Origin of the sequence: Herbiconiux aconitum (assembly GCF_024979235.1) — a bacterium.
GTDB classification, from domain to species: domain Bacteria; phylum Actinomycetota; class Actinomycetes; order Actinomycetales; family Microbacteriaceae; genus Herbiconiux; species Herbiconiux aconitum.
This window is the reverse complement of the sequence record NZ_JANLCM010000001.1, coordinates 1,432,733-1,458,849: the sequence shown is the minus strand read 5'-3', so window position 1 is coordinate 1,458,849 and position 26,117 is coordinate 1,432,733. Positions and strand designations below refer to the sequence as shown.

Genomic DNA, 26,117 nt, shown 5'->3' with positions numbered 1-26,117 from the left:
GCCGACCCTCCCCGTCGTCAGGGACAGTCAACACGATCCGCGCCGGTCGCGGGGGTCACATCCGTCGCACCTGGGCGTCAGCCGGCGAGGTGGCGCTCCTCGGGCCCGTTGTACTCCGAGAGCGGGCGGATGAGCGCGTTCGACGCGAGCTGCTCCATGATGTGCGCCGTCCAGCCCGTGATGCGCGCCGCCACGAACAGCGGCGTGAACATCTCGGTGTCGAAGCCCATCAGGTGATACGCCGGCCCCGACGGGTAGTCGAGGTTCGGCTTGATGTTCTTGCGCGCCTGCATGGTCTCGTCGAGCGCCGTGTAGAGCGCCAGCAGATCGGGGCGATCGTACTCCTCGATCAGCGTGTCGAGCGCCGTCTTCATCGTGGGCACGCGCGAGTCACCGTTCTTGTAGACCCGGTGCCCGAAGCCCATGATCTTGCGTTTGGACGCCAGGGCGTCGTCGAGCCAGGCTTCAGCGCGGTCGGCCGACCCGATCTCGTCGAACACGTGCATCACGGCCTCGTTCGCCCCGCCGTGCAGGGGGCCCTTCAGCGCACCGATCGCAGCGACGACCGCCGAATAGAGGTCGGCGAGCGTCGAGGTCACTACGCGCGCGGTGAAGGTCGAGGCGTTGAAGGAGTGCTCCGCGTAGAGGATCATCGACACGTCGAAGGCGTCGACGACCACGTCGGAGGGCACCGAACCGAACGTCATGTTCAGGAAGTTCGCCGAGAAGCCGAGCGAGGCATCCGGTTCCACCAGGTCTTGCCCACGCCGACGCCGCTGGTCGTAGGCGACCATCGCCGGAATCTTGGCCAGCAGCGTCACCGACTTCGCGAGGTTCCCCTCGGGTGACGAGTCGTTCCACGAGGGGTCGAGTGCTCCCACGACGCTGACGGCCGTGCGCAGCACGTCCATCGGATGCGCCGTGAGGGGCAGTTCGTCGATGATGCGCTTCACCGCCGGGTCGAGCGCCCGCTGCGAACGCTCCGCCTGCTCGAAGGCTGCGAGCTCGGCATCGGTCGGCAGCTCCCCGTTCCACAGCAGATAGGCCACCTGCTCGAACGTGCAGTTTGCCGCCAGTTCTTGCACCGGGTAGCCGCGGTAGAGCAGCGAGTTCGTGTCGGGGTTGACCTTCGAGACCGCGGTGTAGTCCACCACCACCCCGGCGAGTCCCTTGCGGATTTCCTCTGTCATCTCACTCCTCCGTGCATCAGATCATGCGTCGCGCAGTCAAGGATGCGCCGTTCAGCGCGCATCCGGAACATCGAAATCGAAAATGGACGTGTCGAAGGCGTTGTAGGCGGCGTAGTCGAGCAGCTCGTAGAGCCGAGCCCTCGTCTGCATCGTCGGAACCTCGCTCTTCAGCGATCCTTCGGCCACCAGGGTATCGAGGCCGCGCTCGGCCGCGCCCATCGCGATGCGCAACAGCGACACCGGATAGATCACGAGGTTCACGCCCACGTCTTTCAGCTGCTGCGTCGAGAAGAGCTCGCTCTTGCCGAACTCGGTCATGTTGGCCAGGATCGGCACCGACACGGCTGCGCGCATCGCCTCGAACTCGCCGAGGTCGGCCATCGCCTCGGGGAAGATCGCGTCGGCGCCTGCATCCACCAGTTGCTTGGCGCGGTCGATCGCCGCACCGAGGCCGTCGACTCCGCGCACATCGGTGCGGGCCATGATGAGCAGGTTCGGGTCGCGACGAGCGTCGGCGGCGGCACGGATGCGCTTCACCGCGGTGTCGGCGTCGACCACGGCTTTGCCGTCGAGATGTCCGCAGCGCTTCGGGTTCACCTGGTCTTCGATGTGCAGGCCCGCGATGCCGGCGTCTTCGAGGGTCTGCACGGTGCGCGCCACGTTCATCGGCTCGCCGAATCCGGTGTCGGCGTCGATCAGGGTGGGCAGGTTCGTCATCCGCGCGATCTGCGCGCCGCGACCGGCCACCTCGCTGAGGGTGGTGAGTCCGATGTCCGGGAGCCCCAGGTCGGCGGCGATCACAGCGCCCGAGATGTAGACGCCTTCGAAGCCCTTCTCCTCGATCAGGCGGGCCGACAGCGGGTTGAAGGCCCCGGGCATCCGGAGCAGTTCGCCGGAGTTCAGGGCGGCACGGAAGGCGGCGCGCTTCTCGGCGGCGGGGATGGTGGAGTACAGCATCAGAAGAGTCCCTTCGGGAGCGGAATCGACTCGAGAAGGCCCGGGCGCGCTGCGACGGTGAGGCCCGGCAGCTCGGCGGCGTCGAGCTCGGGCAGGCGCTGCGCGAGGGCGAGGAAGCGGGCGATCTCCGCATCCTCCACCACGCCATCGGCGAGCGTCTCGAACTTGCGGATGTAGTCGGCCCGGGCGAAGGGGCGGGCACCGAGCGGATGCGCATCGGCCACCGCGATCTCGTCGGTGACGGTCGATCCGTCGGTCAGGATGATCTCCACCCGGCCGCCGAACGCCTTCTCGGCAGGATCGTTCGAGTGGTAGCGGCGGGTCCACTCGGGGTCTTCGAGGGTGCGCACCTTCTGCCAGAGCTCGACCGTGTCCGCCCGGCCGGCACGCTCGGGCGCGTAGGAGTCGACGTGGTGCCACGCGCCGTCCTGCAACGCGACGGTGAAGATGTACGGGATCGAGTGGTCGAGCGTCTCACGGCTCGCGGTCGGGTCGTACTTCTGCGGGTCGTTGGCGCCGGATCCGATCACGTAGTGCGTGTGGTGGCTGGTGTGGATGGTGACGCTGCCGATGTTGGCCGGGTCGATGAGTTCAGGATGCTCGTTGTGGAGCTTTCGGGCCAGGTCGATCCAGGCCTGTGCCTGATATTCGGCCGAGTGCTCCTTGGTGTACGTGTCCAGGATGGCGCGCTTGGCCTCGCCCTTGGCGGGCAACGGCACGCTGTAGCGCGCATCCGGTCCGTCGAGTAGCCACGCGATCACGCCGTCTTCACCCTCGTAGATCGGGGTGGGGCTGGTCTGGCCGCGCATCGCCCGGTCGACCGCTTCGACGGCCATCTTGCCGGCGAAGGCGGGGGCGTGCGCCTTCCAGGTGGAGATCTCGCCCTTGCGCGACTGGCGCGTGGCCGTTGTGGTGTGCAGTGCCTGGCCGATGGCCTGGAAGATGGTCGTGGTGTCCAGTCCGAGCAACGTTCCGATGCCGGCCGCGGCGCTCGGGCCGAGGTGCGCGACGTGGTCGATCTTGTGCTTGTGCAGGCTGATCGCCTTCACCAGGTCGACCTGGATCTCGTAGCCCGTGGCGATCCCTCTGAGCAGCGCGGAGCCGGTGCTCCCGGTGTGCTGGGCGACGGCGAGGATCGGCGGGATGTTGTCGCCCGGGTGGGAGTACTCGGCCGCGAGGAAGGTGTCGTGGTAGTCGAGCTCGCGCACGGCGACGCCGTTGGCCCAGGCCGCCCACTCGGGGTCGAAGCGGCCCTCGACGCCGAACACGGTCGATCCGGGCGTGTACGGGTGGTCGAGCGCCTGCGCCCGAGCCGCGACGGCGGGGGCACGGGTGATGGAGGCGGTGGCCACCGCGGCGTTGTCGATCATCCGGTTGATCACCATCTCGGTGACCTCCGGCGTGACCTCGACCGGGTCAGTGGCGACCTCGGCGATCTTCCACGCCAGTTGCTCCTCGCGCGGGAGATTCTCGTCGCTCGGGTGAACTCGTACCTCGTGCAGATTCATCGCGGTGTCGCATCCTTTTCTCGCACTGCTGTGCTGTCTATCAGGGAAGGGTTGCCGCCGAGTGAACGGTCGAGCGAACCCAGGGTGGATTGGAGGCTCCGGTAGAGGTGCACCCGCGTCGCGTCGGCGGCAAGCCGGGCGTCGCCGTCGACGATGGCGTCGACGATGAGCAGGTGCTCCCGCGCGGCCTCGAGCAGGCGCGCCGGGTTGTCGCGCGAGAGGCGGCGGAGGCGTGCGAGGTGCGTGCGCACCGCGGTGAGGGCTGAGACGAGGAAGGGGTTCTGCACCGCCTCGTCCACTGCGTCGTCGAAGCGCGCAACCAGGTCGTAGTAGGAGTGGCGGCCCGGATCGGGGTCGGCGAGCAACGCGGGCACCTCGCGGAACTCGTCTTGCAGAGCTCGGAACGGGGGCAGCTCGCGGCGCAGCGCTGCCAGCGACGCCGCCTGCGACTCGAGGGCCTGGCGCAGTTCGAACAGCTCGGTCACGTTCTCGGCTTCGACCGGGGTGACCACGAGACCGCGACCGCCCTGCGGCGCGGCGAGACCGTCGGCCACGAGGCGGGCAAGAGCTTCGCGCACCGGGGTGCGAGAGATGCCGAGGCGGCCGGAGAGCTCGACCTCGGCCAGCACGGTGCCGGGCGCGAGATCCCAGGAGAGGATCTCATCGCGGAGAGCGGCGTAGGCCGTCTCGCTCGCGCGCGCCATCAGCGGCCCATCCCCTGTGTATACATTATGGCCACTCTACCTCCGCGAAGGGCCCTTCTCAAGCTCTTCTGTATACAGAGCGCGGGATGCGGTGGACGCATGACGAGTCGCCATCGTCATGATGACCGTTTCGGGGGGAGGAGATGTGAACGACGGCTGTATACGGGGTTCGTTCGCTTCTCCTCCTCCCGAAACGACGCTTGCTGCCGGGTGAGGCGGTCAGCGCATCGGCACGCGCACGTCGACTCCGCCCTCCTCGGTGAGGCGGGTGCGCATGCGGGCCACGGTGGGAGCGGGCACGAAGCCGCCCGCGAAGAGCGCCTCGCCCTGCCGGAACGCCGGCGATCGCTCGAGCAGCGCAGCGGGCGCGAAACCGAAGATCGTGGCGAGTTCGGCGAGGTCGACCGGCGAGCTCATCTTCATCAGTGCCAGGTTGTCGCACTGCGACAGGATGCCCGAATGCACTTTCGAGGGCCGTTGCGTCGACAGCAGCAGCCAGAGCCCGAACTTGCGCCCTTCGGCGGCGATCTGCACGATGCGGTCGCGCACGGCGCGGCCGAGCGGGCTGTCCGGATCGGGTGCGCAGAGGTTGTGCGCCTCGTCGATCACGATCAGGATCGGGCGGCGCTGCTCGCGCTTTGCCCAAAGGTCGTCGAGCACCGACAGGGCGACGACGAGGTGCTCGTCGGGGAAGGTGAAGCCGCCGATGTCGAGCACGGTGGCATCGGGGCGCTCCTCGAGAGCGTCTGTCACGGCCTCGGTGTCGCCCGACCAGAGGTCCCACTCGAGCAGGCGGAGGTTGTCGATGCGCAGGGCGAGGGCCACCGCGGCGGGGTCGCCGGTAGCGCGCAGGCGCGGAATGATCTGGTCTTGATCTTCGATGCCGTACTCGAGCTCGAGGTGCATCAGCGCGTTGTACTCGGCACGGTCGGTCAGCGGATCGATGCCGAGCACGGCGGCCCGGGAGCGCATACTCATCTCGGTGAAGCGCACCCGGAGCGGATCGCCGCCGGCATGCTCGGGGCGCAGCACCCGGATGGCGCGGCCGGCCAGGGCGGTCTGGTCGGCTGCGTCCTGCTGCGTGGCCTCGCGCAGCTCGCGCAGGCGCACGAAGTCGCCGTTCGGGTCGAACACCACCATCGGCAGGCGGGTCGCGACGAGCAGTTGCTCGAGAACCACGCCGAGGGCGTAGGTCTTGCCCGATCCGCTCTGACCGCACCAGAAGGTGTGCCGGTTGAAGCGGCCCGGAACGAGGCGCGCCGCCACCTCGGGCGATTCGTTGAGCTGCCCGATCGCCAGGGTGGCTCCCGCGTCGGTGAAGATGTGGTCGATCGCGTCGTCGCCCGCCTCTGTGACCTCGGCGATGCGGAACGGCGCTCCGACCCGGCTGCGCATCCGGCCGTCGTCGCCCACCAGGCCGAGCAGGCGGCCGGTGCCGGAGTGCGCGCCGTCGACCGTGACCGAGACCGCGTCGACCTGACCGAGCTGAATTCGCCCGTCGGGTTCGGTGAGCGCCACGAACCCGCCGGGCACGAAGGGCACCCCGTCGAAGTGGTCGAAACGAAAGGAACGGCCGTCGAGCGACGAAGCGTGGGTCATGCGGAGCTCCTCAGCGAGGCACCGGAGCCGGTGCAGGCGGGATGCGCCCCTTCACGCGTCCTGCCGCCGATGCTAGCCGACGCCCCACCGCACACCGCTGACTTCTCCAAGCGTCGTGGCATCCGCGCCCCCATAGCTCGCCGGTGGTCGCGACGTTTGGGGATCTCCGCCGATACCGGCCGGGAGGGTTCGTAGAATGGGGGCCCATGCAGTGCTCCTACTTCGACGCCGGGCTCTGCCGGTCGTGCACGCACATGGGGCAGCCCTACGCAGAGCAACTGGCCGCCAAAGACGCCCTGTGCCGGAAGCTGCTGGCCGGGTTCGGTGCGATCGACTGGCTGCCACCCGTGGCGAGCACCGAAGCCGGTTACCGCAACAAGGCGAAGATGGTGGTGGGCGGCACTCTCGAACGGCCGACGCTCGGCATCCTGGACGGCCGCGGGCAGGGCGTCGATCTGCAGGGGTGCGGCATCCTGATGCCCGGGATCCAGGATGCGCTCCCCGCGCTCGCCGCCTTCATCACGCGCGCGGGCCTCACCCCCTACAACGTGCCGGACCGGAGTGGCGAGGCGAAGTACGTGCTCGTGACGGAGGCGCCCGGCGGCGAACTCCTGGTGCGCTTCGTGGTGCGGAACGAAGCCACGGTGGATCGCATCCGCGAGCACCTGCCGTGGCTGCAGGAGGTACTGCCGCGCGCCGTCGTCGTGTCGGTCAATCTGCTGCCCGAGCACAAGGCGGTGGTGGAGGGCGACCGCGAGATCGTGCTGACCGAGCGGGAGACCCTCACGATGCGTCTCGGCGAGGTGGCACTGCACCTGCGGCCACAGAGCTTCTTCCAGACCAACACCGCGGTCGCCGAGCAGCTCTACGCTCAGGCGCAGCGCTGGGTCGACGAGGCCGCGCCGAGCTCCGTGTGGGATCTCTACTGCGGCGTGGGCGGCTTCGCCCTGCACGTGGCCGCGCCCGGACGCCGGGTCGTGGGCGTGGAGACGAGCGCCGACGCGGTGGCGAGCGCCCGGCTGAGTGCGCGGGACGCCGGGCTGTCCGACACGACGTTCGAGGTGGGGGATGCGACCGCGTTCCTCGGCGGGAGCGCCGGCGTGACCCAGATCGCCGGTGTGGGCGAGGGCGACAACGCGAGCGCAAGCGCGGGAGGCAGCGCCGGCGTGGGCGCGAGCGAGATCGCGAGCGCGCGAGGCGGCGCCGGCCCCGGCGATACCGCTTTCCCCCGGCCGGAGCTCGTGATCGTCAACCCGCCCCGCCGCGGGATCGGGCCCGACCTCGCGGCGCGGCTCGACGCATCCGGAGCCCGCACCGTCATCTACTCGAGCTGCAACCCGGTCTCACTCGCGAAAGACCTCGCTGCCATGCCCTCGTTCGTGGTGCGTCGAGCGCGCATGCTCGACATGTTTCCGCAAACCGGGCACCTCGAGGTGATCACCCTGCTCGAGAGGCGCTGAGGTTCTCGCCAGGCGGCGTCCGACGGCGTAGCGTTTCGGCCATGACCTTCAACGACAACTCGAAACTCGATTCGGGCAAGGTCTCCAAACGCGGGCGCAACGCGGCGATCGGGGGCGGAAGCGCGGTCGTGGTGGTGGGGTTGTTCATCCTCTCCCAGGTGCTCGGCATCGACCTCATGGGGATCGCGGGCGGGGGCGGGGTCGGGGTCGGCGGCACGCAGACCGAGGAGACCCTCGACTGCCCCAGCGGGGCCGCCGCGAACGCGAGCACCGACTGCCTCATGGTGGGCGCGGCCACCTCGCTCGACGTCTACTGGGCCGACACCGCACCGGCGCTGGGCGTGGAATACAGCACCCCCGAGTTCGTGCTCTTCGACCAGGCGACGAGCACCGGATGCGGCCAGGCCTCGAGCGCCACCGGCCCGTTCTACTGCCCGCCGGATGCGACCCTCTACGTCGACACCTCGTTCTTCGACGAGCTCCGCAGCCGCTTCGGAGCGAGCGGCGGAACGCTCTCGCAGATGTACGTCGTGGCGCACGAGTGGGGGCACCACGTGCAGCAGCTCGCCGGCATCCTGGGCAGCACCGATCATTCGCTCACCGGCCCGGCCTCCGACTCGGTGCGCACCGAACTGCAAGCCGACTGCTTCGCCGGCGCCTGGACCGGCGCGGCCTCGACGATCGAAGACGAGAACGGTGTCACCTTTCTTGAACCGGTGACCAGCGAGCAGATCGCGGATGCGCTGAACGCCGCCTCGGTGATCGGCGACGACCGCATCCAGCAGCAGAGCCGGGGGCAGGTCGACCCCGAGAGCTGGACACACGGGTCGAGCGCCTCGCGGCAGCACTGGTTCGAGACGGGTCTCACCGGTGGCCCCGGTGCGTGCGACACCTTCGGCGTGCCCGCCTCCGAGCTGTGAGGTGCGCTCGATTGGCTACCGGGGCGGCGCGTGCTTAGGCTCGGGGGGTGAGCACGAACGAGCATCTTCCCCGCGGGCGGGCGAGTCTCGAGGTGCTGCGCGCCGAGGCGGCCGACGAGCTCGACACGATCGTGCACGAGCGGTTGCTGGCGGGTGAAGACCCGTGGGACTTCATGGAAGAGCTCCCCACGGTCGACGAGTTGGTGGTCTACCTGCTGCGTGCCGACAACATCAACGAGAACGGCGGTCAGCGACCCGGGTCGTCGCGCAACTATCGCGTACTGCGGCAGATCGCGCTCGATCACCCGGGGCTCACGCGCGCGGTCTGGCGTCTGATCGGCGACCAGGGCGCGTTTCCAGAAGGCACCACACCGGCGAACCTGGGCCGCACATCCGGATGATGCACGGGTCGCGGCACTGGCGAGTTCGGTGTGAATCGCCGCAAAGCTCCCTGATTCGGGGTTGAGACGGGCGGGTGTTCTCGGAAGGGTGGGGACCTCCCAACCGGAAGGAGAGCCCATGCTCACCCTCACCGAAAACGCCGGCGCCGTTGTGAAGAACCTCGCCGACCGCACACTCGCCGCCTCGGGCGACAGCGACACCACGACCGCGGCGGAGGGCGGACTGCGCATCTCGACCGCCGACAGCAGCAACTTCGAGGTCGCCGTCGCACCGCGCCCGCAGCCGACCGATCAGGTCGTCGAGTCGTCTGGGGCCCGCGTCTACCTCGAGCCAGGAGCCGCGGATGCGCTCAGCGACAAGGTGCTCGACGCCGAGGTCGACGAGAACGGATCGGTGCACTTCTCCCTCGGCGTGCAGTGATGCCACCCACCTGACCGCTCCCCACTGACGCCCCTCCCCCTGAGGGGGTCAGGGGGCGATCGGCACCGAATCGAGGGCGCGCTCGACGGCGGAGATCGAGAGTTGCACGTCGCGCGCATCCGTCGACCAATTGCTGACGGAGATGCGCAGCACGTCGCGCCCGCTCCAGCGGGATCCCGACATCCACACCTCTCCCTCGGCGATCAGGGCCTGCGTCACGGCCCGGGTGCGCTCGTCGCTGCCGAAGCTCACGCACACCTGAGTGAACACAACGTCGTTGAGAACCTCGACTCCCGGCAGCCGGCCCAGCGCCTCCGCGAGGTGGCGCGCGGTGGCGACCAGCCGCTCGACCAGATCGACCACGCCGTCTCGCCCGAGCGAGCGGAGCGCGGCCCAGACCGGCACGCCGCGCGCCCGTCGCGACAGCTCGGGCACGCGTTCGAACGGGTCGCTCACGCCGACCCCCTCGTGGACGAGGTAACTCGTCTCCATCGTGAACACCGCCCGCAGCAGATCGGCGCGACCCACGATCGCGATGCCGCAGTCATAGGGCACGTTGAGTGTCTTGTGCGCATCCGTCGCCCATGAGTCGGCGAGTTCGACGCCGTCGAGCAACGTTCCGCGGAGGGTCGGGCTCGCGGCGGCCCATAATCCGAACGCGCCGTCGACATGCACCCACGCCCCGTGACGACGGGCGATCGCGATCGACTCGCGCAAGGGATCGAACGCTCCCGAGTGCAGATCGCCGGCCTGCAGCACCACGATGCGCGGACCCCCGTGACCGCGTTCGACGCCTTCCGACGCATCCGTTTCGGCCAGCGCTGCAGCGAGCTCGTCGGCCCGCAGTCGCCCCTGCGCGTCGGCGGCCACGACCGTCGGCCTGCCCAGCCCCAGATATCGCAGGGCGATGTCGACGGATGCGTGCCGCTCCGCCCCCACGAACACCCGCACCCGGGGTGCGCCGCTCAGCCCCTCGGCGTCGACGTTCCAGCCCGCTCGGTCGAGCACCCAGCGGCGGCCGGCGGCGAGACCGACGAAGTTGGCGGTGGTTCCTCCGGTCGTGAAGCCGACTCCGGATGCGGTGGGCAGGCCGAGCAGGTCGAGCACCCACCGGCCGGCGACCTCCTCGAGTGCGGCGGTGGCGGGTGTGGCGTAGCGCAGTGCCGCATTCTGGTCCCACGCCCCGACCAGCCAGTCGGCGGCCAGCGCTGCCGGCAGGGTGCCGCCGATCACCCAGCCGAAGAACCGGCCGGAAGGCATGGCCATGAGGCCCGGTTCGGCCACCCGGGCCAATTCGTCGACCACATCGGCGGCGTCGCGCGGGGCATCGTCGAGCCGGGCTGGGAACTCGGCCTCGATCTCGTCGGCCGTGCGACGGGGCCGAACCGGTCGCGTCGGCATCGACGCGAGCCATTCGAGCGAATGCACCCGCGCCCGGTCGAGGGCCTTGCGGTAGTCGTCGTCGGCGGCGGACACGGCTCCACGCTACCCCCGCGGACGCGGCCGATGGAAGGCACCGACCCGGCGGTCAGGCGCCCGAGGTCAGCGTGAGCGACAGCCTCAACGTCAGCGCCGGAAGATCTCGACCAGCCGCTGCCACGGCGAGGACTTGCTCTGTGCGCCCGGCAGCCCGGAAAGCTCCTGCACCTGAACGTGCTCGCTCATGAGCACCGTGCCGGCTTCGGGCCGGATGTTCGATGCCCCGCCGCCGCTCAGCGAGGGTTTGCCGCGCTCGACCCAGCTGAGATAGGCGGCATACGGATCGGAAGAGTCCTGCTCCGCGACCACGGCAGGCTGGGAAGAAACGCTACGGCGGTAGTGTCTGCCCATCCTGATCCTCCTACAAGAATCGTCGCGTGTTTGGCGCGTTTTCGCACCACACGTCTCGATTCGTTACCTGTTTGTTTCATGTGTACACCTCGCAGCGAGGCGCTCCATCAGGCGGAGAGGGGCAGCAGCTCCTCGTGCTCGATCTCGTCGAAGCTCCACACGAGACCGTCTCCCCGGCACTCGATGCACAGCTCCACCAACTCGTCGACGAGGGCCTGCATCGGGTCGGCGCCCGAACCCTCGCAGCGTTCGCAGATCTCCATGTTGTTCATGTCGCCATTGTGCGCCGCACCACCGACATTGGAAGCGGCCACGCCGTGCGCACCCGTTTCGCTCAGTCGGCCCATCCGATTCGGCGAGCGCTCCGAACCTCCTTCATGGGCGAACCCGACATCTACTTCGTGCAGGTCGACGACACACGCTGGCACGTGCTCAGCCGACGGCACGCGGCACTCGGACCGATCGGCTGGGTGCGTCAGCGTCAGGTGTTCGAGGGAGGGCCGATCGGCAGCCCGCGAGCGAAACGTCTGTGGCTCTCACTCGAGGCGAGCCGCGACTGGTTCGCGGCTCAACTGCAATCCCCGTCCGGGAGAAATGCCGCGAACGGCTGACCGGGTGCGAGACTGGGCGGATGGAACCGATCGCCCCCGAATGGGAGGCGCGCGCCGAGCAGCTCTGGCAGCGCTTCGACGAGCTCGACGAGGACGCCTTCGTGGAGGCGATCGATTCCCTGACCTCGGAGTTGCCCGACGGCAGTGCGGTCGCCGCCTTCGAGCGAGCCGGGGCTCGCGATTCCACGGGACGCACCGGGGAGGCGATTCCTCTTTATCGAGCAGCACTGGCCGCCGGTGCGGATGCCGGAGCACTCGACTCGTCGCGCCGTCGGCAGGCCACCATCCAACTCGCCAGCTCGTTGCGGGCCCTGGGTCGGGCCGAAGAGAGCGTCGAACTCCTGAGTGCCGAAAAAGGGCAGCCCTCCGACGAGCTCGACGATGCCGTGGCGGGATTCCTGGCACTCGCGCTGGCGGATGCCGGGCGCGAGCGCGAGGCGGTCGCGGTGGCGCTCACGGCACTCTCGGGGCATCTCACCCGGTATCGCCGCTCTCTCTCGGCGTACGCCGCAGCTCTCGCCTGAACGGCGACCATGATCTTCGTCGCCGGCTCCTGCCAGGCGGCACACCATGAAGGACGAGGACCCCCTGAAAGCCACCAAACCCCCGAAGGCCACGAAACGCGGTCGCTTCCACCGGCCTGAACTCGAGACGCGCTGGGAACGGCTGTCCCGCAATCGCGGTGTGCAGGGGATCGCGGGCACCACCCTCCTCGCCGGCACCGCTGCGCTCGTCGTGGTGGCGCTCAGTCGTTGACCCGGTGGTCACGAGTGCGGCGCCGACCGGGCGTTGGGCTCAGAGCGACGAACCGAGCTTGAAACCCTGCTCGGTGTCGCCGGCGCGGGTGTAGGAGAAGCCGTCGGCGCCGACGGTCACAGCCAGTTCACTGGCCTCGGTGCGGGCGGTGACGGGCTGCGGGCGACCGTCGAGGTCGAGCACGAGCGAGGCTTCGGTGTACCAGCTCGCCACGACGGGGTTCCCCCACCAGTCGCGACGCTGGTTGTCGTGCACGTCCCAGGTGACGACCGGATTGTCGGGGTCGCCCGTGTAGTAGTCCTGCGTGTAGATCTCGACGCGGTGGCCGTCGGGGTCGCGGATGTAGAGGTAGAACGCGTTCGAGACACCGTGTCGGCCGGGGCCGCGCTCGATGCAGTCGGAGCGACGCAGGGCGCCGAGCTTGTCGCAGATGGCGATGATGTTGTGCTTCTCGTGCGTCGCGAAGGCGATGTGGTGCATCCGGGGTCCGTCTCCGCCGGTGAGGGCGGTGTCGTGCACCGTGTTCTTGCGCCGCAGCCACGCGGCATAGGTCACACCGTCGGAGTCTTTGATGTCTTCGGTCACCCGGAAGCCGAGGTCTTCGAGGTAGGCGCGGCCGAGCGGCACATCGGGGGTGACCTGGTTGAAGTGGTCGAGGCGCACGAGCGCGCCGGGGCCCTGCAGTTCGTAGCGCCAGGCGAGCCGCTCGACGTGCTCCACCTGGTGGAAGAACTCGTACGGGAAGCCGAGCGGATCGACGACCCGCACCGAGTCGCCGACACCCGCGACGAAGCCGTCCTGCCGCCGCTCGGTGCGGCAGCCGAGCTCGCGATAGTACGCCTCGGCGAGATCGACGTCTTCGGGGCTCCGCACCCGGAAGCTCAGCGCCGCGACCGCGGCGACCGGTCCTTGCCGCAGCACGAGGTTGTGGTGGATGAACTCCTCGAAGGTGCGCAGGCAGATGACGTTCTCGTCTTCCTCCGTCACCACGAGGCCGAGGATGTCGACGTAGAACTCGCGCGAGCGAGCGAGGTCGGTGACCACGATCTCCATGGAGGCAGAGCGCAGGATGTCAGGTGGGGTGGGAAGGCTGTCGTTCGTCATTGAACTGTCTTTCGTGAGGAGGATCGAGGTCAGTGGGCGCCGAAGCGGGGCGTGTGCACCGGGCCGAGGGTGATGTGCACGGCCTGCTGGTCGGAGTAGAAGTCGAGCGAGCGGTAACCGCCCTCGTGGCCGAGCCCGGAGGCCTTCACCCCGCCGAACGGGGTGCGGAGGTCGCGCACGTTGTGCGAGTTCAGCCACACCATGCCCGAGTCGACCGCCTGGGCGAAGAGGTGGGCGCGCTCGAGATCCGTGGTCCAGATGTATGCCGCCAGGCCGTATTTCACGCCATTGGCGAGGTGGAGGGCCTCCTCCTCGGTGTCGAACGGGGTGATCGCCACGACGGGTCCGAAGATCTCTTCCTGAAAGGTGCGAGCCGACGGCGCCACGTCGACGAACACGGTGGGCGCGACGTAGTTGCCGGTCGGCAGGTGGGCCGGTCGACCGCCGCCCGCCACCAGGCGCCCCTCGCTCTTGCCGATCTCGACGTAGCTCATCACCTTCGCGAAGTGCTCCGGATGCACGAGCGCCCCCACCTCGGTGGCAGGATCGTGCGGGTCGCCCACCACGATGTCGGCCGCGCGGGCGGCGAACCGTTCCACGAATTCGTCGTAGACGGGCCGCTCGACCAGGATGCGCGACCCGGCCGTGCACCGCTCGCCGTTCAGCGAGAACACCCCGAACAGCGTCGAGTCGATCGCGGCGTCGAGGTCGGCGTCGGCGAACACCACGGCGGGTGATTTGCCGCCGAGTTCCATCGACATGCCCTTCAGCGTGGGCGCGCAGTTGGCGAAGATGACCTGCCCGGTCGAGCTCTCGCCGGTGAACGAGATGAGCTGCACATCCGGATGCTTCACCAGAGCGTCGCCCGCCTCCTCACCGAGCCCGTTCACCAGGTTGAACACCCCGTCGGGCACCCCCGCCTCGCGGAAGATGTCGGCCCAGAGACTGGCCGAGAGGGGCGTGAACTCGGCCGGCTTCAGCACGACCGCGCATCCGGAGGCGAGCGCGGGGGCGAGCTTCCAGCTCTCGAGCATGAACGGGGTGTTCCACGGGGTGATGAGACCAGCGACGCCCTTGGGCTTGCGGTTGACGTAGTTGAGCTGCCGCCCCGGCACCTTGTAGGCGTCATCCGTCTGCGCCACGATCAGGTCGGCGAAGAAGCGGAAGTTCTCGGCAGCCCGCTGGGCCTGCCCGAGCGCCTGGGTGATCGGGAGCCCGGAGTCGAACGACTCCAGCTCGGCGAGCCGGGCATCCCGCGACTCCACGATGTCGGCGACGCGGTTCAGGATGCGCGACCGGGCACGCGGCAGCATCCGGGGCCACGGCCCGTCGTCGAAGGCGCGGCGGGCGGCAGCGACGGCGCGGTCGATGTCGGCCATCTGACCTGCGGCCGCCTGCACGTAGCTCGTGTTCGACACCGGGTCGAGCACGTCGAAGGTGGCTCCGCCGACGCTGTCGACGAATTCGCCGTCGATGAAGTGCCGGATGCGGTCGGGCAGGCCCTCGGGCACGTGCGGGATCGCGGGGCTCTGTGGGGAGGTCATGGTCGCTGTGCTCCGATGCTGGAGTCGCCGAGGCCGAATTCGCCGACGGGAGTGAGGTAGTCGGCACCCTGCTCGAGCAAGGCCCGGATCTTCGTCAGTCCCGCCTCGGTCGGCGTGATGAGGGGCGGCCGCACGTGGCCCGAACGGATGAGCCCGCGCTGCTCGAGCACCCATTTGCCGGGCGCCGGGTTGGTCTCGACGAACAACAGGTCGACGAGCGGATGCAGTCCGTAGTGGATCTCGCGCGCCCCCTCGATGTCGCCCGCCTGCCACAGCTCGTACATCCGCGCGTGGGCGGCCGGGGCGATGTTCGCGGTGGCCGAGAGGAATCCGGTGCCGCCGAGTGCGAGCAGCGGAAGGCAGAGCAGCTCGATGCCCGACCACACGATGAGGTCGCGGCCGCAGAGTTGGATCACTCGGGAGAAGTGCTCGAAGTCTTTCGTGGTCTCCTTGACGCCCACGAAGTTGTCGACGTCGCGGTAGAGGCGGGCGATCGTCTCGGGCGCGATGTCGACCGCGGTGCGCACGGGAACGTTGTAGGCGAGGATCGGCAGGTCGGGGAACTCGGCCGCGATCGTCTTGTACCAGACGTAGAGCGCCTCTTGCGTGGGCCGGGCGTAGTAGGGCGTGATGATGAGCGAGGCGTCGATGCCGGCATCCCGCGCTGCCGCCGTCAATTCGATGGTCTCGTCGAGCTTCGCACTGCCGGTGCCGGCCACCACGGGCACCCGGCCCGCCCCGGCGGCGATCACGGTCTCGATCGCGGCCAGGCGCTCGGCGTTACTCTGCGCCGCGGGCTCACCGGTCGAGCCTCCGATGGAGAGCCCGTGCGTGCCGTTGGCGAGTTGCCAGTTCACGAGGTTGGCGAGGCTCTCGTGGTCGACGGCGCCGTCGGCGGTGAAGGGAGTCATCAGAGGGGCGATCGATCCGCGGATCGACTGGGGGTTCGTTCGGAAGCTGGTCATCGCCTGGCGCTTTCGGTGTGGTGGGCGGCCTGGTAGGAGAGGAGGGCGTCGAGCGTGCCGGTGCGGTGGGCACGGGCGGCGAGTTCGATCTCGAGCGGCGGGGCGCCCGACTCGATCAGCTGCAGCAGTCGCTCGTGTTCATCGACGGACTCGCGGGCGCGGCCGGGCACGAAGCTGAAGGTCGAGTCGCGGAGCACGGCCAGACGCTTCCAGCCGCGGTGCACGAGGTCGAGCACGTGCGGGTTCGGGCAGTGCTCGAAGAGCACCGAGTGGAACGCCCGGTTCAGCTCGGTGAAGCGGCGCGGATCGAAATGGTCGAGGCAGTCGATCATCTCGGCGTTGATCTCGCGGGCGCGCCTGAGGTCGCTCGGCGTGACCAGGGGAGCCGAGAGTGCGGTGGCCGCGCCCTCCACCAGGCTCAATGTCTCCATCGTGTAGAAGTACTCGCGCTCGTCGACCATCGCCACCTGGGCGCCCACGTTGCGTTCGAAGGTCACCAGCCCCTCCGCTTCGAGGCGGCGGATGGCCTCGCGCACGGGCACCACGCTCACGTCGAGTTGCTTCGCGATCTGCCCGAGCACCAGGCGGAAGCCGGGCGTGTAGCTGCCGTCGTCGATGCGGGCCTTCACGAAGGCGTAGGCGCGCTCGGACTTGCTGCTGTCGCTCACCGCGTCTCCTCGTCGAAGCGCTTCTTCCACTCCGCGTTCATCGGGTAGAGACCGTCGACGCTCTCGCCCGCCGCGACCTGCGCGGCGATGAACGTCTCTTCGCGCTCCTGCGCGATCGCCGCGTCGACGACCTCTTGCACGAGGCGCGGCGGGATGACGAGAACACCGTCGTCGTCGCCCACGATGACGTCGCCGGGCTGCACCGCTGTGCCCCCGCAGGCGATGGTGAGGTCGGTGTCCCACGGCACGTGACGACGACCCAGAACGGCGGGATGCCCGCCCTGCGAATAGGCGGGGATCTCGAGCGCCGTCACCGCGGCCAGGTCGCGGATGCCGCCGTCGGTCACGATCCCGGCCGCGCCGAGCACCTGAGCGCGCAGCGCGAGGATGTCGCCGACCGTTCCGGTGCCCGCTTCCCCCCGGGCCTCGATCACGAGCACGTCACCCGGCCCGAGCGAGTCGAAGGCGCGTTTCTGGGCGTTGTATCCGCCGCCGTGCGACTCGAAGAGGTCTTCGCGGTTCGGGAGGAAACGGAGGGTGCGCGCGCGGCCGATCATTCGCTCTCCCGGATGCGTCGGATGCACGCCGTCGATCGTGACGCTGTCGAGCCCGCGTTTGCGCAATTGCGCGCTGAGCGTCGCCGTGCCCACCGAGGCCAGCTTCGACCGCAGTTCGGGCGTGAGCTCGAAGGGCACCGGAAGCGGTGGCAGCCCGGCCGCCTCCCGGCTGCCCCAGGCCTCGACCCGCTGCAGGTCGTCGATCTGCGGGCCGGCCCCGAAGGCGCCGGGAGCCACCGCACCCTGCACCACGTGCGTGACGAGCCGGCCGCTCGAGGGCGCACCCGGCGCATCCGGAGCGTCGACCTCGACCTCCACCGTCTGGCCGGGGATCACGACGCTCGAGCCGGCGGGCGTGCCGGTGAGGATGACGTCGCCGGGCTCGAGCGTGATGAGCTGCGAGAGGTCGGCGATCAGTTGTTCGAAGGGAAAGACGAGGCCGGCCGTCGTGTCGTCTTGCACGAGTGCCCCGTCGACCCAGGTGCGGATGCGCAACGCGGCCGGATCGACAGAGCGCGCGTCGATGAGGTCGGGCCCGAGCGGGGTGAAGCCGTCGCCGCCCTTCGAGCGGAGATTCGACCCCTTGTCGGCCGATCGCAGGTCGTAGACGCCGAAGTCGTTCGCCGCGGTGACCGACGCCACGTGCGCCCAGGCATCCTCTCGGGCGACATTCTTGGCGGGCTCCCCGATCACCAGGGCGACCTCGCCCTCGAAAGCCAGCAGTTCGGTGCCCGCGGGCCGTTCGATCACGCCGCCACTGGCTGCCACCGAGGTGCTCGGCTTGAGGAAGTAGGAAGGCTGCGCGGGCATGCGGCCTCGCTGGGCGATGCGGCTCGGGTAATTGAGGTGAACTGCGATGATCTTGCCCGGACGACGGTCGTTGTCGGTCATGCCAGGATCGTATATCTTTTGATACACGCTGGCCAGGGTCACTGTGTGATGGGCACCATGTTGCCTGCGAAGAACTCGGCCAGCTCGGTCGTGGCGGTGAGCGGAAGCACGTGCGCGACGTACTGGTCGGGTCGCACCACGACGACGCATCCGTCGTGCTGGTCGATCCCCCGCTGCTGCCGGATGTCGTCTCCGGGAGCGGTCGCGTAGACCTTCTCGTAGTCGATCAGCCCGAACGGCCCGGTGCGAGGCAGGAAGATCGGCGGCACGGCGCTGATGTCGACCTCGATGTGCGCCTGCGGGTAGACGACCTTGACGTCGAACACACTGTCACGGTCGGCGCCCGTCGGCGTGAACGTCATGACGGGCGACTGCGACGAGGTGCCGAGCCACTCCGCCCACATGTCGAAGGCCCGGTCGCCCTCCGGTGTCGCCACCGCGGCTCCCGGAAAGGCGTAAAGACGCCAGCGGCCGTCGGCGCGCGCGTGGTGACCGAGGTGCACGGGATTGCCGTCGGCCACCCGCACGACGGGCGCCGACTTGAAACGCTTGCCGATCGGGAAGCCCGTGGCGAGCCACTGGTGCGTCGCATCACCGATCAGCATCGAGGGCGGGTATTCGGTCATGAAGCCGGCCGGGAACTCGGCGGTGCTCACGTAGAACCGGCCCAACTCCTTCGGGTCGGCGAACTCCTCGGGCTTCTTGGCCATGAGGGTCGACCACTCCTTGTCGAAATCGATCAGGTTCTGCGCGATCACCTGGCGCTCGGCGGAATAGGTGTGGAGCAGGCTTTCGGGGCTGCGCCCGGTGAGCACAGACGCGAGCTTCCAGCCGAGGTTGAAGCCATCTTGCATCGAGACGTTCATGCCCTGGCCGGCCTTGGCGCTGTGGGTGTGGCAGGCATCGCCGGCGATGAAGACGCGGGGAATGCGATCGGGCTGCCCGTCGGACACATCGTCGAACTTGTCGGTGAGACGGTGGCCCACTTCGTAGACGCTGTACCAGGCGACATCCTTCACGTCGAGTGTGTAGGGATGCAGGATGCGGTTCGCCCGGGCGATCGCGGCCTCGACGGTGGTGGTGCGCACGGCGCCGTTGTCGTCGGCCGCCACCTCGCCGAGGTCGACGTACATGCGGAACAGATGGCCGCCCTCCCTCGGGATGAGGAGGATGCTGCCGGCCTGCGACTGGATGGCGCACTTGGTGCGGATGTCGGGGAAGTCGGTGACGGCGAGCGCATCCATCACCGACCAGGCGTGCGCAGCCGACTGGCCGACGAGCTGCCGGCCGATCGCCTCGCGCACACCGCTGCGCGCGCCGTCGCAGCCCACGACGTATTTCGCGCGCACCGTGCGCTCGTGGCCCTCGCGCTCGCCCGCAGTCGCCCGCAGAGCGACGGTGATGGGGAACTCGCCGCCGGCGCCGTCGGCACGCGCCGCGCCGTCGGCACGCGCGGCACTGTCGGCCACCTCGAGGCCGACGAACTCGAGACCGTAGTCGGGCGTCATCCGCGTCGGCGACGAGGCCATCACCTCGGCGAAGTAGTCGAGCACGCGCGCCTGATTCACGATGAGGTGCGGGAACTCGCTCACTCCCGTCGCGTCGTCGACGGGCCGGTCGCTGCGCACGATCTTCGACGGATCGGCGGCATCCGGAGTCCAGAAACTCATCTCGGTGATGCGGTAGGCCTCGTCGATGATGCGGCCCGCGAAACCGAAGGCCTGGAAGGTCTCGACGCTGCGCGCCTGGATGCCATCGGCCTGGCCGATGGCGAGCCGCCCCGGCCGGCGCTCCACCAGGCGGGTGGTGATCTCGGGGAACTGGGAGAGCTGCGCCGCGAGGATCATGCCGGCGGGGCCGGCTCCCACGATCAGCACGTCGACCTCGTCGGGGAGTTCGGCTGGGCGATCGACCCCGGTGCCGGCGGCGGGGCTCACCCGCGGATCGCCCGACACGTAGCCGTGGTGGTGGAACTGCATGAACTGCCTCGCATGTCATCGTCGACGTGTGTTCCATTATCGACTGCATCAGGCGCCCTCCGGGCCTAGCCCTACGGCCCGAAACGGGCGTACAGTCTCGCCATGGTCACCGACGACCCCGTGCTGACGAACCCCGAGCATTACCGCACGCTCTGGGAGAACGAGTTCGTGCGCGTGCTCGAATACCGCGACGAGGCCGGCGACAAGACCACGCCGCACGAGCATCCGAACACGGTGATGGTGACACTCAGCGACTTCGCACGCACACTCTCCGCAGGAGGACGCGTCTTCGATACCGAACTCGCGGCGGGTGAGGCCGTCTGGCTGCCTGCGCAAAGGCACTCCGGCGAGAACACGGGCAGCACTCCGACGCACACGATCCTCGTCGAGCTGAAGGGCGCGGCGGCAGGCGATCCCGGGGGCGGAAGCCTCGGGCCCTCGACCTGAGCCGCGACCGGCCTTCACCCCACCGCCGAGCGGGGATACAGTCGGAAGGGTGAGCGACGCGCAGCACGACCACGACGAAGGCGACGGCGACCTCTCTTCCCGACTCGGCCTCGGGCTCGCCGCGATCGGCCGGCCGGCCTACATCACGGTGGGCCGCGACGGCGACCTCGGTGCGGGCAGCGAGCGGTCCATCGAGGCGATGCGCGACCGTGCGCACGGGCTGCTCGAGGCGGCCTGGTGGCTGGGCATCCGCTACATCGACGTCGCACGCTCGTACGGCCTGGCCGAGCAGTTCCTGGGGTCGTGGCTCGCCACGAATCCGGCGCGCCGCGACGAGCTCACCATCGGCTCGAAATGGGGCTACGACTACGTCGGCGAATGGCGGATGGATGCGCCCACACAGGAGCGCAAGGAACACAGCCTGGCCATGTTCGAGCGGCAGTGGCCCGAGACCCAGGAGGCGCTCGGCACCGATCCCGACGTCTACTTCGTGCACTCGCTCACGGCCGACAGCCCCGTGCTCACTGACGAGGCGCTTCTCGACCGGCTGCGCACGCTCGCCGAGAGCGGCGTGCGGGTGGGGTTCTCCACGAGCGGCCCCGAACAGGGCGCCGTGATCGATGCGGCGTTGGCGTTGCCCGACTCGCCGTTCACGGCGGTGGAATGCACCTGGAACCTGCTCGAGCAGTCGGCCGCCCCCGCACTCGAACGCGCGAACGAAGCCCGCTGGCTCGTGGTGGTGAAGGAGGTGCTGGCCAACGGCCGACTGAGCGCAGAGGGCGGCGGCGAACCGGATGCGTCAGCGCTGGCCGCGCGCGACGAGCAGCCGCTCGAGGGGCTCGCCATCGGCGCCGCGGTGGCGCATCCGTGGGCCGACATCGTGTTGAGCGGAGCCGTGACCCGCAAGCAGTTGCGGGTGAACCTCGAGGCCAAGGCCCCGGCCGTCTCGGAGGAACGACTCGAGGCCCTCGCCGAACCGCCCGAGCAGTACTGGGCGGAGCGCGCCGCGCGCCCCTGGGCCTGAGCCCGGGAGATCAGCGCAGGGTCGCGACGTCGATCACGAAGCGGTAGCGCACATCCGAGGTGAGCACGCGCTCGTAAGCCTCGTTGATGGAGTCGGCCGCGATGAGCTCGGTGTCGGGAGCGATGCCGTGCTCGGCGCAGAAGTCGAGCATCTCCTGGGTCTCACGGATGCCGCCGATGCTCGATCCGGCGAAGGAGCGACGGTTGCCGAACAGCGTGAAGACGTGGATCGGCAGCGCCTCGGGCGGAGCACCGACGTTCACCAGGGTGCCGTCGAGCGCGAGCAGGGAGAGGTAGGCGTCGATGTCGATGACCGCGCTCACGGTATTGATGATGAGGTCGAACTCGTTCGCGAGCGAGGCGAACGTGGCCGGGTCGCTCGTGGCGAAGTAGCGGTGGGCACCGAGGCGGAGGCCGTCGTCTTTCTTGCTGAGCGTCTGCGACAGCACGGTGACTTCGGCACCCATCGCGTGCGCGATCTTCACCGCCATGTGGCCGAGGCCGCCGAGACCCACGACGGCGACCTTCTTGCCGGGGCCGGCGTTCCAGTGGGCGAGGGGTGAGTAGGTGGTGATGCCGGCGCAGAGCAGCGGCGCGGCGGCTTCGAAGGGGATGTTCTCGGGCACGCGCAGCACGAAGTGCTCGTCGACCACGACGTGGGTGGAGTAGCCGCCCTGCGTGATGGTGCCGTCTCGGTCGACGGAGCCGTAGGTTCCGGTGTTGCCCTTCAGGCAGTACTGCTCCTCGCCGGCGAGGCAGTTCGCGCACTCGCGGCAGGAGTTCACCATGCAGCCCACACCCACGCGGTCGCCGACCTGATGGGCGGTGACGTCGGAGCCCACCTCGGTCACGAAGCCCACGATCTCGTGGCCGACGGTCAGCGGGTATTGCTGCGGCCCCCAGTCACCGCGCACGGTGTGGATGTCGGAGTGGCAGATTCCGGCGTAGGCGATCTCGATCAACACGTCCTTCGGGCCGAGGTCACGGCGCTGGACGGTGGTGCGGACGAGGGGTTCGGTGGCGGACGGGGCGGCGTAAGCGTTCACGGTAAGCATTGCTGTCCATTCAACCCTGTCCGGCTGGGTGCAGCGACACGGGGAGCGGCACCCGGCGTCGTTTCGGGAGGAGCTGAGCGCAGGCGGTACGACGGCCTGGCTCAGCGGCCGACCCCGCGACCTTCGAGCGCCTCGGCCGCTGGGGTGCCGCCCGCGAGCGCAGCGAGCAGTGCGATGGCCGCGTCGACGTCGGTCTGGGCGCGCGAACCCGAGCCTCGGCCCTCATCCGCATCGCCATCCGGACCCGGCTTCTCACCGCGCGTTGCACCCGCACCCGCACCCGCAGCGGCCTCCAGTGCCGCATCGATCTGCTGGTACAGCTGCTCCTCGATCGCGCGCACCGCGGTCTCGGCCGCTCGACCCGCCGGCGTGAGCGACAGCGTGACCCGGCGCCGATCATCCGGAGCCACCTCCCGCGAAACCAGCCCGGCATCCACCAACCGATCGATCAGCCGGCTCGGATTGGTGCCGTTCTCGCAGATCAGCAGCCGGCCCACGTGCTGCAGACTCAGCGGTCCGAACTCCGCAACGACGCGGATGGCCTCGGCTTGCGACGGCGTCAGCCCGAGCGGGCGGAGAGCCGAGGCGAGCTGCCGATCGCCTTCACGCTGCAGAGCGAGCACGAGATAGCGGATCTGCTCGGCCCGCCTCATCCGCGTGCCTTGCCCGCACCGACCGCGCGCACCGCATCCGCGGCGCCCGGATCGTGGGCCGCGGCCACGATGAGCCCCGGCAGCCGTCGCGTCAACTCGTTCACGGCGCTAGTCGATTCGCGCAGGCGCGCACGGTTGCCGACCCCGGGAAGGTGGCCGCTCTCGAGGCTGTGCACGTCGTAGCTCAGATCGCCGACGAGGAGGATGGGCGCGGAGCCTGCCCGCCGCACGAGCAGCGAGAGCGAACCGGGGGTGTGTCCCGGAGTCGGAAGGAGCACGAGACTGCCGTCGCCGAAGAGATCGTGGGCGCGGGCGAACGGCCGCACGGATTCGTCGGCGGGCTCCCAGCTCACCGTCTCCCAATTCAGGCCCTCGAGTCGGATGTGCGACTCGAGCAGTCCGGCCGCTTCGGGAAGCGGTCGATCGAGTGTCGCCCACTCCGCCGGGTCGACGAGGATGCGGGGGCGGTGCGCCCCGGGGTCGGTGACCTCGCCCACCCGTGCGAGCTCGCCCAGTCCGCCGATGTGGTCTTGGTGCAGATGGGACAGCACAGCCACGTCGACGTCGGACATCGCGAGCCCGATGCGCTCGAGCCCCGCCGTCAAGGTCTGGTCGGCGTCGATCGCGAAGCGTGCGAGGCGCCGGTAGAGGAGGCCGGTCGGGCCCGCTGGGAAGTAGGCGGGATCGGTCACCGAGGCGCGATCTTGACCGGTGTCGAAGAGCACCACTCCGCGGTCGTGCTCGATGACGTAGACGTTGATGGGCCGTGGCGCGGTCCACCGCCGAGAAGTCATCAGCCACCAGGCCATCGGAGCGCGGCTCGCCGCCGCGTGCTCGGGCCGGATCTCGACCTGCCCGGTGCTGAACACCTCGATCCTGCGAATCGGACTCACGGGCATCCTCCCTTGTATTCCACGTCATCATATGACACGACATACAATCGCTACAAGCTATCTCGCGATGCGGTGGGCGACTCAGTCGAAGGCGCCTCGGAACTTCGTGGCGCGGCGGCGCATGTCGTCGAGCACCAGCGCCCGGATGCCGTCGGGCAGCGCCGCGACCTGCCACTGCTTCTCGCGCGTCAGGCGCTGGAGGTCGTCGGGGTGAGCGATGCGGATGCTCCGGAGCGCGTAGAAGGCACCACCGAGTTCGTGGTCGGCCATGTGCGCCGTGGCGACCGCATGCCCGGCGGCACGGGCCGCCTCCGCAGCGGCGCCCGACGCCTCGCGCGCGGCGGCGTGGGCGCCGTACGCGTGCTCGCGAGCCGTGGTCATCGACACTTCGCCGGCAGCCCAAGCGCGTGCCGTCGCGATCGCCGACGCGGGGCGCGCATCGTGAGGGCGTTCCCGCTCGAAGAGCGGAAGCACCCGTTCGGCACAGTCCGCGGCCCACAGCGCCAGCAGCCGGTGCGTCTCGTCGTCGAGCAGTCCGCCGCGCCGCCGGCTCACGAATCGCGGGTCGCGACTGCCGCTGTAGCTCGCCGGGTTCACCATGCCCACACCCTACGACCCTGGAGATTCCTGAACGGGGGTAGCCGATTTCGGCGACCGGAGCAGACTGGAAAAGTACCGCGAAAAGCGGTTTCGACACAGGAGGAACCTCACATGGGTGCAGACGACAAGATCAAGAACGCCGCCGAAGACCTGGGCGGCAAGGCGAAGGAAGCCTTCGGCAAAGCCACGGGCGATGACTCCAAAGTCGCCGAGGGCAAAGCCGACCAGGCCAAGGCCGACGCCAAGAAGGCCGGCGAGAACGTCAAAGACGCGTTCAAGCACTGAGTCGGACCAGTGCCGGTCGAATTGCCGGCCAGGTGAGGGGCGTCGCGCGCGAAGCGTGATGCCCCTCACGTCTGCCCGGGCCGAACGCGTCCATCCGTGAGTGCGTGGCAGGCTGGCCGCATGGCCACCCGATTGCTCGTGCTCGCCGACACCCACGTGCCCAAGCGCGCCCGGCGTCTGCCCGACGCGGTCTGGGCCGCGGTCGACGAGGCGGATGTCGTGCTGCACGCCGGTGACTGGGTCGACGTGGCGACCCTCGATGCCCTCGAGGCACGCGCCGCCGGCTCGTCGGCGTCGTCGGCAACAACGACGGACCGGAGCTGCGAGCCCGCCTGCCCGAGGTGGCGCGGCTGGAGATCGAGGGGCTCCGTTTCGCGGTGATCCACGAGACCGGCCCTACGAGCGGTCGTGAGACACGAGCCGACGCCGCGTTCCCGGATGTCGACGTGCTCGTCTTCGGCCACAGCCACATCCCCTGGGATTCGACGACCCCCAAGGGCCTGAGACTCCTCAACCCGGGCTCGCCCACCGATCGTCGGAGGCAGCCCCGCTGCACCTTCCTCACCCTCACTGTCGAAGCCGGCGCACTGCGCGACCTCACCTTCGTCGACCCCGCCGACTCCTGCGCGACGGCGGGTCAGGAGGTCAGAGCTTCGGCAATTTCGCGAGAGCCGCGTCGGCGTTCGACGCGCTGACGCCGAGCCTCTGCACGAGCAGTTCGCGCGCCGGGCCCTGGTCGCCTTGCTTCAACGACTGGTATGCGGCATCCGCTTCGCCACCCAGGTCGGACGTGGGTTTCTTCGTGACGCCGAGCTGGTCGGCGAGCTCTTGTGCGGTGGCGACGCCGTAGGCGTCTCTGATCGCGGCGGGAAGGCGGTAGCCGCCCAACTGTCCGAGGTCCATGAGAATCCCTTCACTCTCGATTCGATGCCCTCACCGTACGGCGGGGTTCCTCGAGCGCCAGCGGGCTCGACAACCCTCCGATGGTGCGGTATGGGCACCACGGATGCGGCTCGCGGATGCTGTCAACCCCCTACGAGCGGATGTCGCGGCGCCCGGGCCCGGCGCGCTCGACCCTGATCGCCCGGCCCGGCAT

The 26,117-nt window shown here is 69.3% G+C and carries 29 protein-coding genes and 1 pseudogene; 11 read left to right on the top strand and 19 right to left on the bottom strand.

What is annotated here, in order from left to right; all coding sequences use genetic code 11:
• Positions 1–77: 77 nt before the first annotated feature.
• From N1027_RS06755 to N1027_RS06735, 5 genes are all read right to left on the bottom strand, one after another.
• The gene (locus N1027_RS06755; protein ID WP_259506404.1) at positions 78–1,190 is read right to left on the bottom strand and encodes a bifunctional 2-methylcitrate synthase/citrate synthase; all 1,113 of its coding nucleotides are present in this window, start codon (positions 1,188–1,190) and stop codon (positions 78–80) included.
• Between the two features lie 51 nt (positions 1,191–1,241).
• Positions 1,242–2,147: a methylisocitrate lyase gene (gene prpB / locus N1027_RS06750; RefSeq protein ID WP_259506402.1), complete on the bottom strand. Its 906-nt coding sequence runs from the start codon at positions 2,145–2,147 to the stop codon at positions 1,242–1,244.
• Positions 2,147–3,655, bottom strand: coding sequence for an MmgE/PrpD family protein (locus N1027_RS06745; RefSeq protein ID WP_259506401.1), 1,509 nt, complete (start codon positions 3,653–3,655; stop codon positions 2,147–2,149). The genes prpB and N1027_RS06745 overlap by 1 nt, the downstream gene beginning before the upstream one ends.
• A complete protein-coding gene (locus tag N1027_RS06740) occupies positions 3,652–4,359 on the bottom strand; it encodes a GntR family transcriptional regulator (protein WP_259506400.1) in 708 nt (235 codons plus the stop codon). Before N1027_RS06740 ends, N1027_RS06745 begins: the two co-directional genes overlap by 4 nt.
• 219 nt (positions 4,360–4,578) lie before the next feature.
• Positions 4,579–5,958, bottom strand: a complete 1,380-nt coding sequence (locus N1027_RS06735; protein WP_259506399.1) for an ATP-binding protein — start codon at positions 5,956–5,958, stop codon at positions 4,579–4,581.
• A gap of 206 nt (positions 5,959–6,164) precedes the next feature.
• Here N1027_RS06735 and N1027_RS06730 point away from each other — a divergent pair, with 206 nt between their 5' ends.
• The 4 genes from N1027_RS06730 to N1027_RS06715 all read left to right on the top strand — a co-directional run bounded on the left by N1027_RS06730 (position 6,165) and on the right by N1027_RS06715 (position 9,160).
• Positions 6,165–7,418, top strand: a complete 1,254-nt coding sequence (locus N1027_RS06730) for a methyltransferase domain-containing protein (RefSeq protein WP_259506398.1) — start codon at positions 6,165–6,167, stop codon at positions 7,416–7,418.
• Between the two features lie 41 nt (positions 7,419–7,459).
• The gene (gene ypfJ, locus N1027_RS06725) at positions 7,460–8,338 is read left to right on the top strand and encodes a KPN_02809 family neutral zinc metallopeptidase (protein ID WP_259506397.1); all 879 of its coding nucleotides are present in this window, start codon (positions 7,460–7,462) and stop codon (positions 8,336–8,338) included.
• A 47-nt stretch (positions 8,339–8,385) separates the two neighbouring features.
• On the top strand, positions 8,386–8,739 hold the full coding sequence (locus N1027_RS06720; protein ID WP_259506396.1) for a tryptophan synthase subunit alpha: 354 nt from the start codon (positions 8,386–8,388) through the stop codon (positions 8,737–8,739).
• Positions 8,740–8,857: 118 nt separating this feature from the next.
• Entirely contained in the window at positions 8,858–9,160 is a 303-nt protein-coding gene (locus N1027_RS06715) for a Fe-S cluster assembly protein HesB (protein WP_259506394.1), read from the top strand.
• A 48-nt stretch (positions 9,161–9,208) separates the two neighbouring features.
• On the opposite strand, the gene N1027_RS06710 is transcribed toward N1027_RS06715, so the two are convergent.
• The 3 genes from N1027_RS06710 to N1027_RS06700 form a co-directional block, all read right to left on the bottom strand.
• Entirely contained in the window at positions 9,209–10,636 is a 1,428-nt protein-coding gene (locus tag N1027_RS06710) for a pyridoxal phosphate-dependent decarboxylase family protein (RefSeq protein ID WP_259506393.1), read from the bottom strand.
• Positions 10,637–10,726: 90 nt separating this feature from the next.
• A complete protein-coding gene (locus N1027_RS06705; RefSeq protein ID WP_259506389.1) occupies positions 10,727–10,990 on the bottom strand; it encodes a hypothetical protein in 264 nt (87 codons plus the stop codon).
• Positions 10,991–11,097: 107 nt separating this feature from the next.
• Positions 11,098–11,262: a hypothetical protein gene (locus N1027_RS06700; RefSeq protein ID WP_259506387.1), complete on the bottom strand. Its 165-nt coding sequence runs from the start codon at positions 11,260–11,262 to the stop codon at positions 11,098–11,100.
• A 105-nt stretch (positions 11,263–11,367) separates the two neighbouring features.
• Between N1027_RS06700 and N1027_RS06695 the strand changes: the two genes are divergently transcribed.
• The 3 genes from N1027_RS06695 to N1027_RS06685 are packed head-to-tail and all read left to right on the top strand — an operon-like array spanning position 11,368 to position 12,357.
• The gene (locus tag N1027_RS06695; protein ID WP_259506385.1) at positions 11,368–11,601 is read left to right on the top strand and encodes a hypothetical protein; all 234 of its coding nucleotides are present in this window, start codon (positions 11,368–11,370) and stop codon (positions 11,599–11,601) included.
• Positions 11,602–11,621: 20 nt separating this feature from the next.
• A complete protein-coding gene (locus tag N1027_RS06690) occupies positions 11,622–12,125 on the top strand; it encodes a tetratricopeptide repeat protein (RefSeq protein ID WP_259506383.1) in 504 nt (167 codons plus the stop codon).
• A 46-nt stretch (positions 12,126–12,171) separates the two neighbouring features.
• Positions 12,172–12,357, top strand: coding sequence for a hypothetical protein (locus N1027_RS06685; RefSeq protein ID WP_259506382.1), 186 nt, complete (start codon positions 12,172–12,174; stop codon positions 12,355–12,357).
• 39 nt (positions 12,358–12,396) lie between these two features.
• Here N1027_RS06685 and hpaD read toward each other — a convergent pair whose 3' ends face one another.
• From hpaD to N1027_RS06655, 6 genes are read right to left on the bottom strand one after another with little or no spacing between them, the layout of a single operon-like run.
• Complete coding sequence (hpaD, locus tag N1027_RS06680; RefSeq protein ID WP_259506381.1) at positions 12,397–13,461, bottom strand: 3,4-dihydroxyphenylacetate 2,3-dioxygenase; 1,065 nt, start codon at positions 13,459–13,461, stop codon at positions 12,397–12,399.
• 29 nt (positions 13,462–13,490) lie between these two features.
• Positions 13,491–15,005 (bottom strand): 5-carboxymethyl-2-hydroxymuconate semialdehyde dehydrogenase, encoded by a 1,515-nt coding sequence (hpaE, locus tag N1027_RS06675; RefSeq protein WP_259506380.1) that lies wholly within the window; start codon positions 15,003–15,005, stop codon positions 13,491–13,493.
• Entirely contained in the window at positions 15,002–15,970 is a 969-nt protein-coding gene (dapA, locus tag N1027_RS06670; RefSeq protein WP_259506379.1) for a 4-hydroxy-tetrahydrodipicolinate synthase, read from the bottom strand. The genes hpaE and dapA overlap by 4 nt, the downstream gene beginning before the upstream one ends.
• On the bottom strand, positions 15,967–16,638 hold the full coding sequence (locus N1027_RS06665) for a GntR family transcriptional regulator (RefSeq protein WP_259506378.1): 672 nt from the start codon (positions 16,636–16,638) through the stop codon (positions 15,967–15,969). Before N1027_RS06665 ends, dapA begins: the two co-directional genes overlap by 4 nt.
• Positions 16,635–18,086: a fumarylacetoacetate hydrolase family protein gene (locus tag N1027_RS06660; RefSeq protein WP_259506377.1), complete on the bottom strand. Its 1,452-nt coding sequence runs from the start codon at positions 18,084–18,086 to the stop codon at positions 16,635–16,637. The genes N1027_RS06665 and N1027_RS06660 overlap by 4 nt, the downstream gene beginning before the upstream one ends.
• A 38-nt stretch (positions 18,087–18,124) precedes the next feature.
• Positions 18,125–20,065 carry an FAD-binding monooxygenase gene (locus N1027_RS06655; RefSeq protein ID WP_259506376.1) on the bottom strand — a complete coding sequence of 647 codons (1,941 nt, stop codon included), beginning with the start codon at positions 20,063–20,065 and terminating at the stop codon, positions 18,125–18,127.
• Between the two features lie 102 nt (positions 20,066–20,167).
• Here N1027_RS06655 and N1027_RS06650 point away from each other — a divergent pair, with 102 nt between their 5' ends.
• Together N1027_RS06650 and N1027_RS06645 are read left to right on the top strand one after the other, a co-directional pair.
• Positions 20,168–20,512, top strand: a complete 345-nt coding sequence (locus tag N1027_RS06650; protein WP_259506375.1) for a cupin domain-containing protein — start codon at positions 20,168–20,170, stop codon at positions 20,510–20,512.
• 49 nt (positions 20,513–20,561) lie between these two features.
• On the top strand, positions 20,562–21,536 hold the full coding sequence (locus tag N1027_RS06645) for an aldo/keto reductase (RefSeq protein ID WP_259506373.1): 975 nt from the start codon (positions 20,562–20,564) through the stop codon (positions 21,534–21,536).
• Between the two features lie 10 nt (positions 21,537–21,546).
• Here the strand turns inward: N1027_RS06645 and N1027_RS06640 are convergent, their stop codons facing one another.
• The 4 genes from N1027_RS06640 to N1027_RS06625 all read right to left on the bottom strand — a co-directional run bounded on the left by N1027_RS06640 (position 21,547) and on the right by N1027_RS06625 (position 24,736).
• Positions 21,547–22,590, bottom strand: a complete 1,044-nt coding sequence (locus N1027_RS06640; protein ID WP_259506372.1) for an NAD(P)-dependent alcohol dehydrogenase — start codon at positions 22,588–22,590, stop codon at positions 21,547–21,549.
• Between the two features lie 101 nt (positions 22,591–22,691).
• Positions 22,692–23,243, bottom strand: coding sequence for a MarR family winged helix-turn-helix transcriptional regulator (locus tag N1027_RS06635; RefSeq protein WP_259506371.1), 552 nt, complete (start codon positions 23,241–23,243; stop codon positions 22,692–22,694).
• A complete protein-coding gene (locus N1027_RS06630) occupies positions 23,240–24,136 on the bottom strand; it encodes an N-acyl homoserine lactonase family protein (protein WP_259506369.1) in 897 nt (298 codons plus the stop codon). Before N1027_RS06630 ends, N1027_RS06635 begins: the two co-directional genes overlap by 4 nt.
• A gap of 81 nt (positions 24,137–24,217) precedes the next feature.
• Entirely contained in the window at positions 24,218–24,736 is a 519-nt protein-coding gene (locus N1027_RS06625) for a putative immunity protein (RefSeq protein WP_259506367.1), read from the bottom strand.
• 111 nt (positions 24,737–24,847) lie between these two features.
• Here N1027_RS06625 and N1027_RS06620 point away from each other — a divergent pair, with 111 nt between their 5' ends.
• Together N1027_RS06620 and N1027_RS06615 are read left to right on the top strand one after the other, a co-directional pair.
• Positions 24,848–25,021 carry a CsbD family protein gene (locus N1027_RS06620; RefSeq protein ID WP_259506365.1) on the top strand — a complete coding sequence of 58 codons (174 nt, stop codon included), beginning with the start codon at positions 24,848–24,850 and terminating at the stop codon, positions 25,019–25,021.
• 120 nt (positions 25,022–25,141) lie between these two features.
• Positions 25,142–25,716, top strand: a pseudogene (locus N1027_RS06615) (metallophosphoesterase family protein).
• Here the strand turns inward: N1027_RS06615 and N1027_RS06610 are convergent.
• Positions 25,667–25,924 (bottom strand): hypothetical protein, encoded by a 258-nt coding sequence (locus N1027_RS06610; RefSeq protein ID WP_259506363.1) that lies wholly within the window; start codon positions 25,922–25,924, stop codon positions 25,667–25,669. The pseudogene N1027_RS06615 and the gene N1027_RS06610 sit on opposite strands and share 50 nt — an antisense overlap.
• Positions 25,925–26,117 lie beyond the last annotated feature (193 nt).

Coding starts and splice junctions, on each gene's coding strand:
- N1027_RS06620 (WP_259506365.1), top strand. CDS start 24,848: ATGGGTGCAGACGACAAGATCAAGAACGCCGCCGAAGACCTGGGCGGC.
- N1027_RS06650 (WP_259506375.1), top strand. CDS start 20,168: ATGGTCACCGACGACCCCGTGCTGACGAACCCCGAGCATTACCGCACG.
- N1027_RS06640 (WP_259506372.1), bottom strand. CDS start 22,590: ATGCTTACCGTGAACGCTTACGCCGCCCCGTCCGCCACCGAACCCCTC.
- N1027_RS06715 (WP_259506394.1), top strand. CDS start 8,858: ATGCTCACCCTCACCGAAAACGCCGGCGCCGTTGTGAAGAACCTCGCC.
- N1027_RS06700 (WP_259506387.1), bottom strand. CDS start 11,262: ATGAACAACATGGAGATCTGCGAACGCTGCGAGGGTTCGGGCGCCGAC.
- ypfJ (WP_259506397.1), top strand. CDS start 7,460: ATGACCTTCAACGACAACTCGAAACTCGATTCGGGCAAGGTCTCCAAA.
- N1027_RS06745 (WP_259506401.1), bottom strand. CDS start 3,655: ATGAATCTGCACGAGGTACGAGTTCACCCGAGCGACGAGAATCTCCCG.
- N1027_RS06695 (WP_259506385.1), top strand. CDS start 11,368: ATGGGCGAACCCGACATCTACTTCGTGCAGGTCGACGACACACGCTGG.
- N1027_RS06610 (WP_259506363.1), bottom strand. CDS start 25,924: ATGGACCTCGGACAGTTGGGCGGCTACCGCCTTCCCGCCGCGATCAGA.
- N1027_RS06755 (WP_259506404.1), bottom strand. CDS start 1,190: ATGACAGAGGAAATCCGCAAGGGACTCGCCGGGGTGGTGGTGGACTAC.
- N1027_RS06635 (WP_259506371.1), bottom strand. CDS start 23,243: ATGAGGCGGGCCGAGCAGATCCGCTATCTCGTGCTCGCTCTGCAGCGT.
- N1027_RS06730 (WP_259506398.1), top strand. CDS start 6,165: ATGCAGTGCTCCTACTTCGACGCCGGGCTCTGCCGGTCGTGCACGCAC.
- N1027_RS06655 (WP_259506376.1), bottom strand. CDS start 20,065: ATGCAGTTCCACCACCACGGCTACGTGTCGGGCGATCCGCGGGTGAGC.
- N1027_RS06660 (WP_259506377.1), bottom strand. CDS start 18,086: ATGACCGACAACGACCGTCGTCCGGGCAAGATCATCGCAGTTCACCTC.
- hpaD (WP_259506381.1), bottom strand. CDS start 13,461: ATGACGAACGACAGCCTTCCCACCCCACCTGACATCCTGCGCTCTGCC.
- N1027_RS06685 (WP_259506382.1), top strand. CDS start 12,172: ATGAAGGACGAGGACCCCCTGAAAGCCACCAAACCCCCGAAGGCCACG.
- dapA (WP_259506379.1), bottom strand. CDS start 15,970: ATGACCAGCTTCCGAACGAACCCCCAGTCGATCCGCGGATCGATCGCC.
- N1027_RS06690 (WP_259506383.1), top strand. CDS start 11,622: ATGGAACCGATCGCCCCCGAATGGGAGGCGCGCGCCGAGCAGCTCTGG.
- prpB (WP_259506402.1), bottom strand. CDS start 2,147: ATGCTGTACTCCACCATCCCCGCCGCCGAGAAGCGCGCCGCCTTCCGT.
- N1027_RS06705 (WP_259506389.1), bottom strand. CDS start 10,990: ATGGGCAGACACTACCGCCGTAGCGTTTCTTCCCAGCCTGCCGTGGTC.
- hpaE (WP_259506380.1), bottom strand. CDS start 15,005: ATGACCTCCCCACAGAGCCCCGCGATCCCGCACGTGCCCGAGGGCCTG.
- N1027_RS06740 (WP_259506400.1), bottom strand. CDS start 4,359: ATGGCGCGCGCGAGCGAGACGGCCTACGCCGCTCTCCGCGATGAGATC.
- N1027_RS06625 (WP_259506367.1), bottom strand. CDS start 24,736: ATGGTGAACCCGGCGAGCTACAGCGGCAGTCGCGACCCGCGATTCGTG.
- N1027_RS06735 (WP_259506399.1), bottom strand. CDS start 5,958: ATGACCCACGCTTCGTCGCTCGACGGCCGTTCCTTTCGTTTCGACCAC.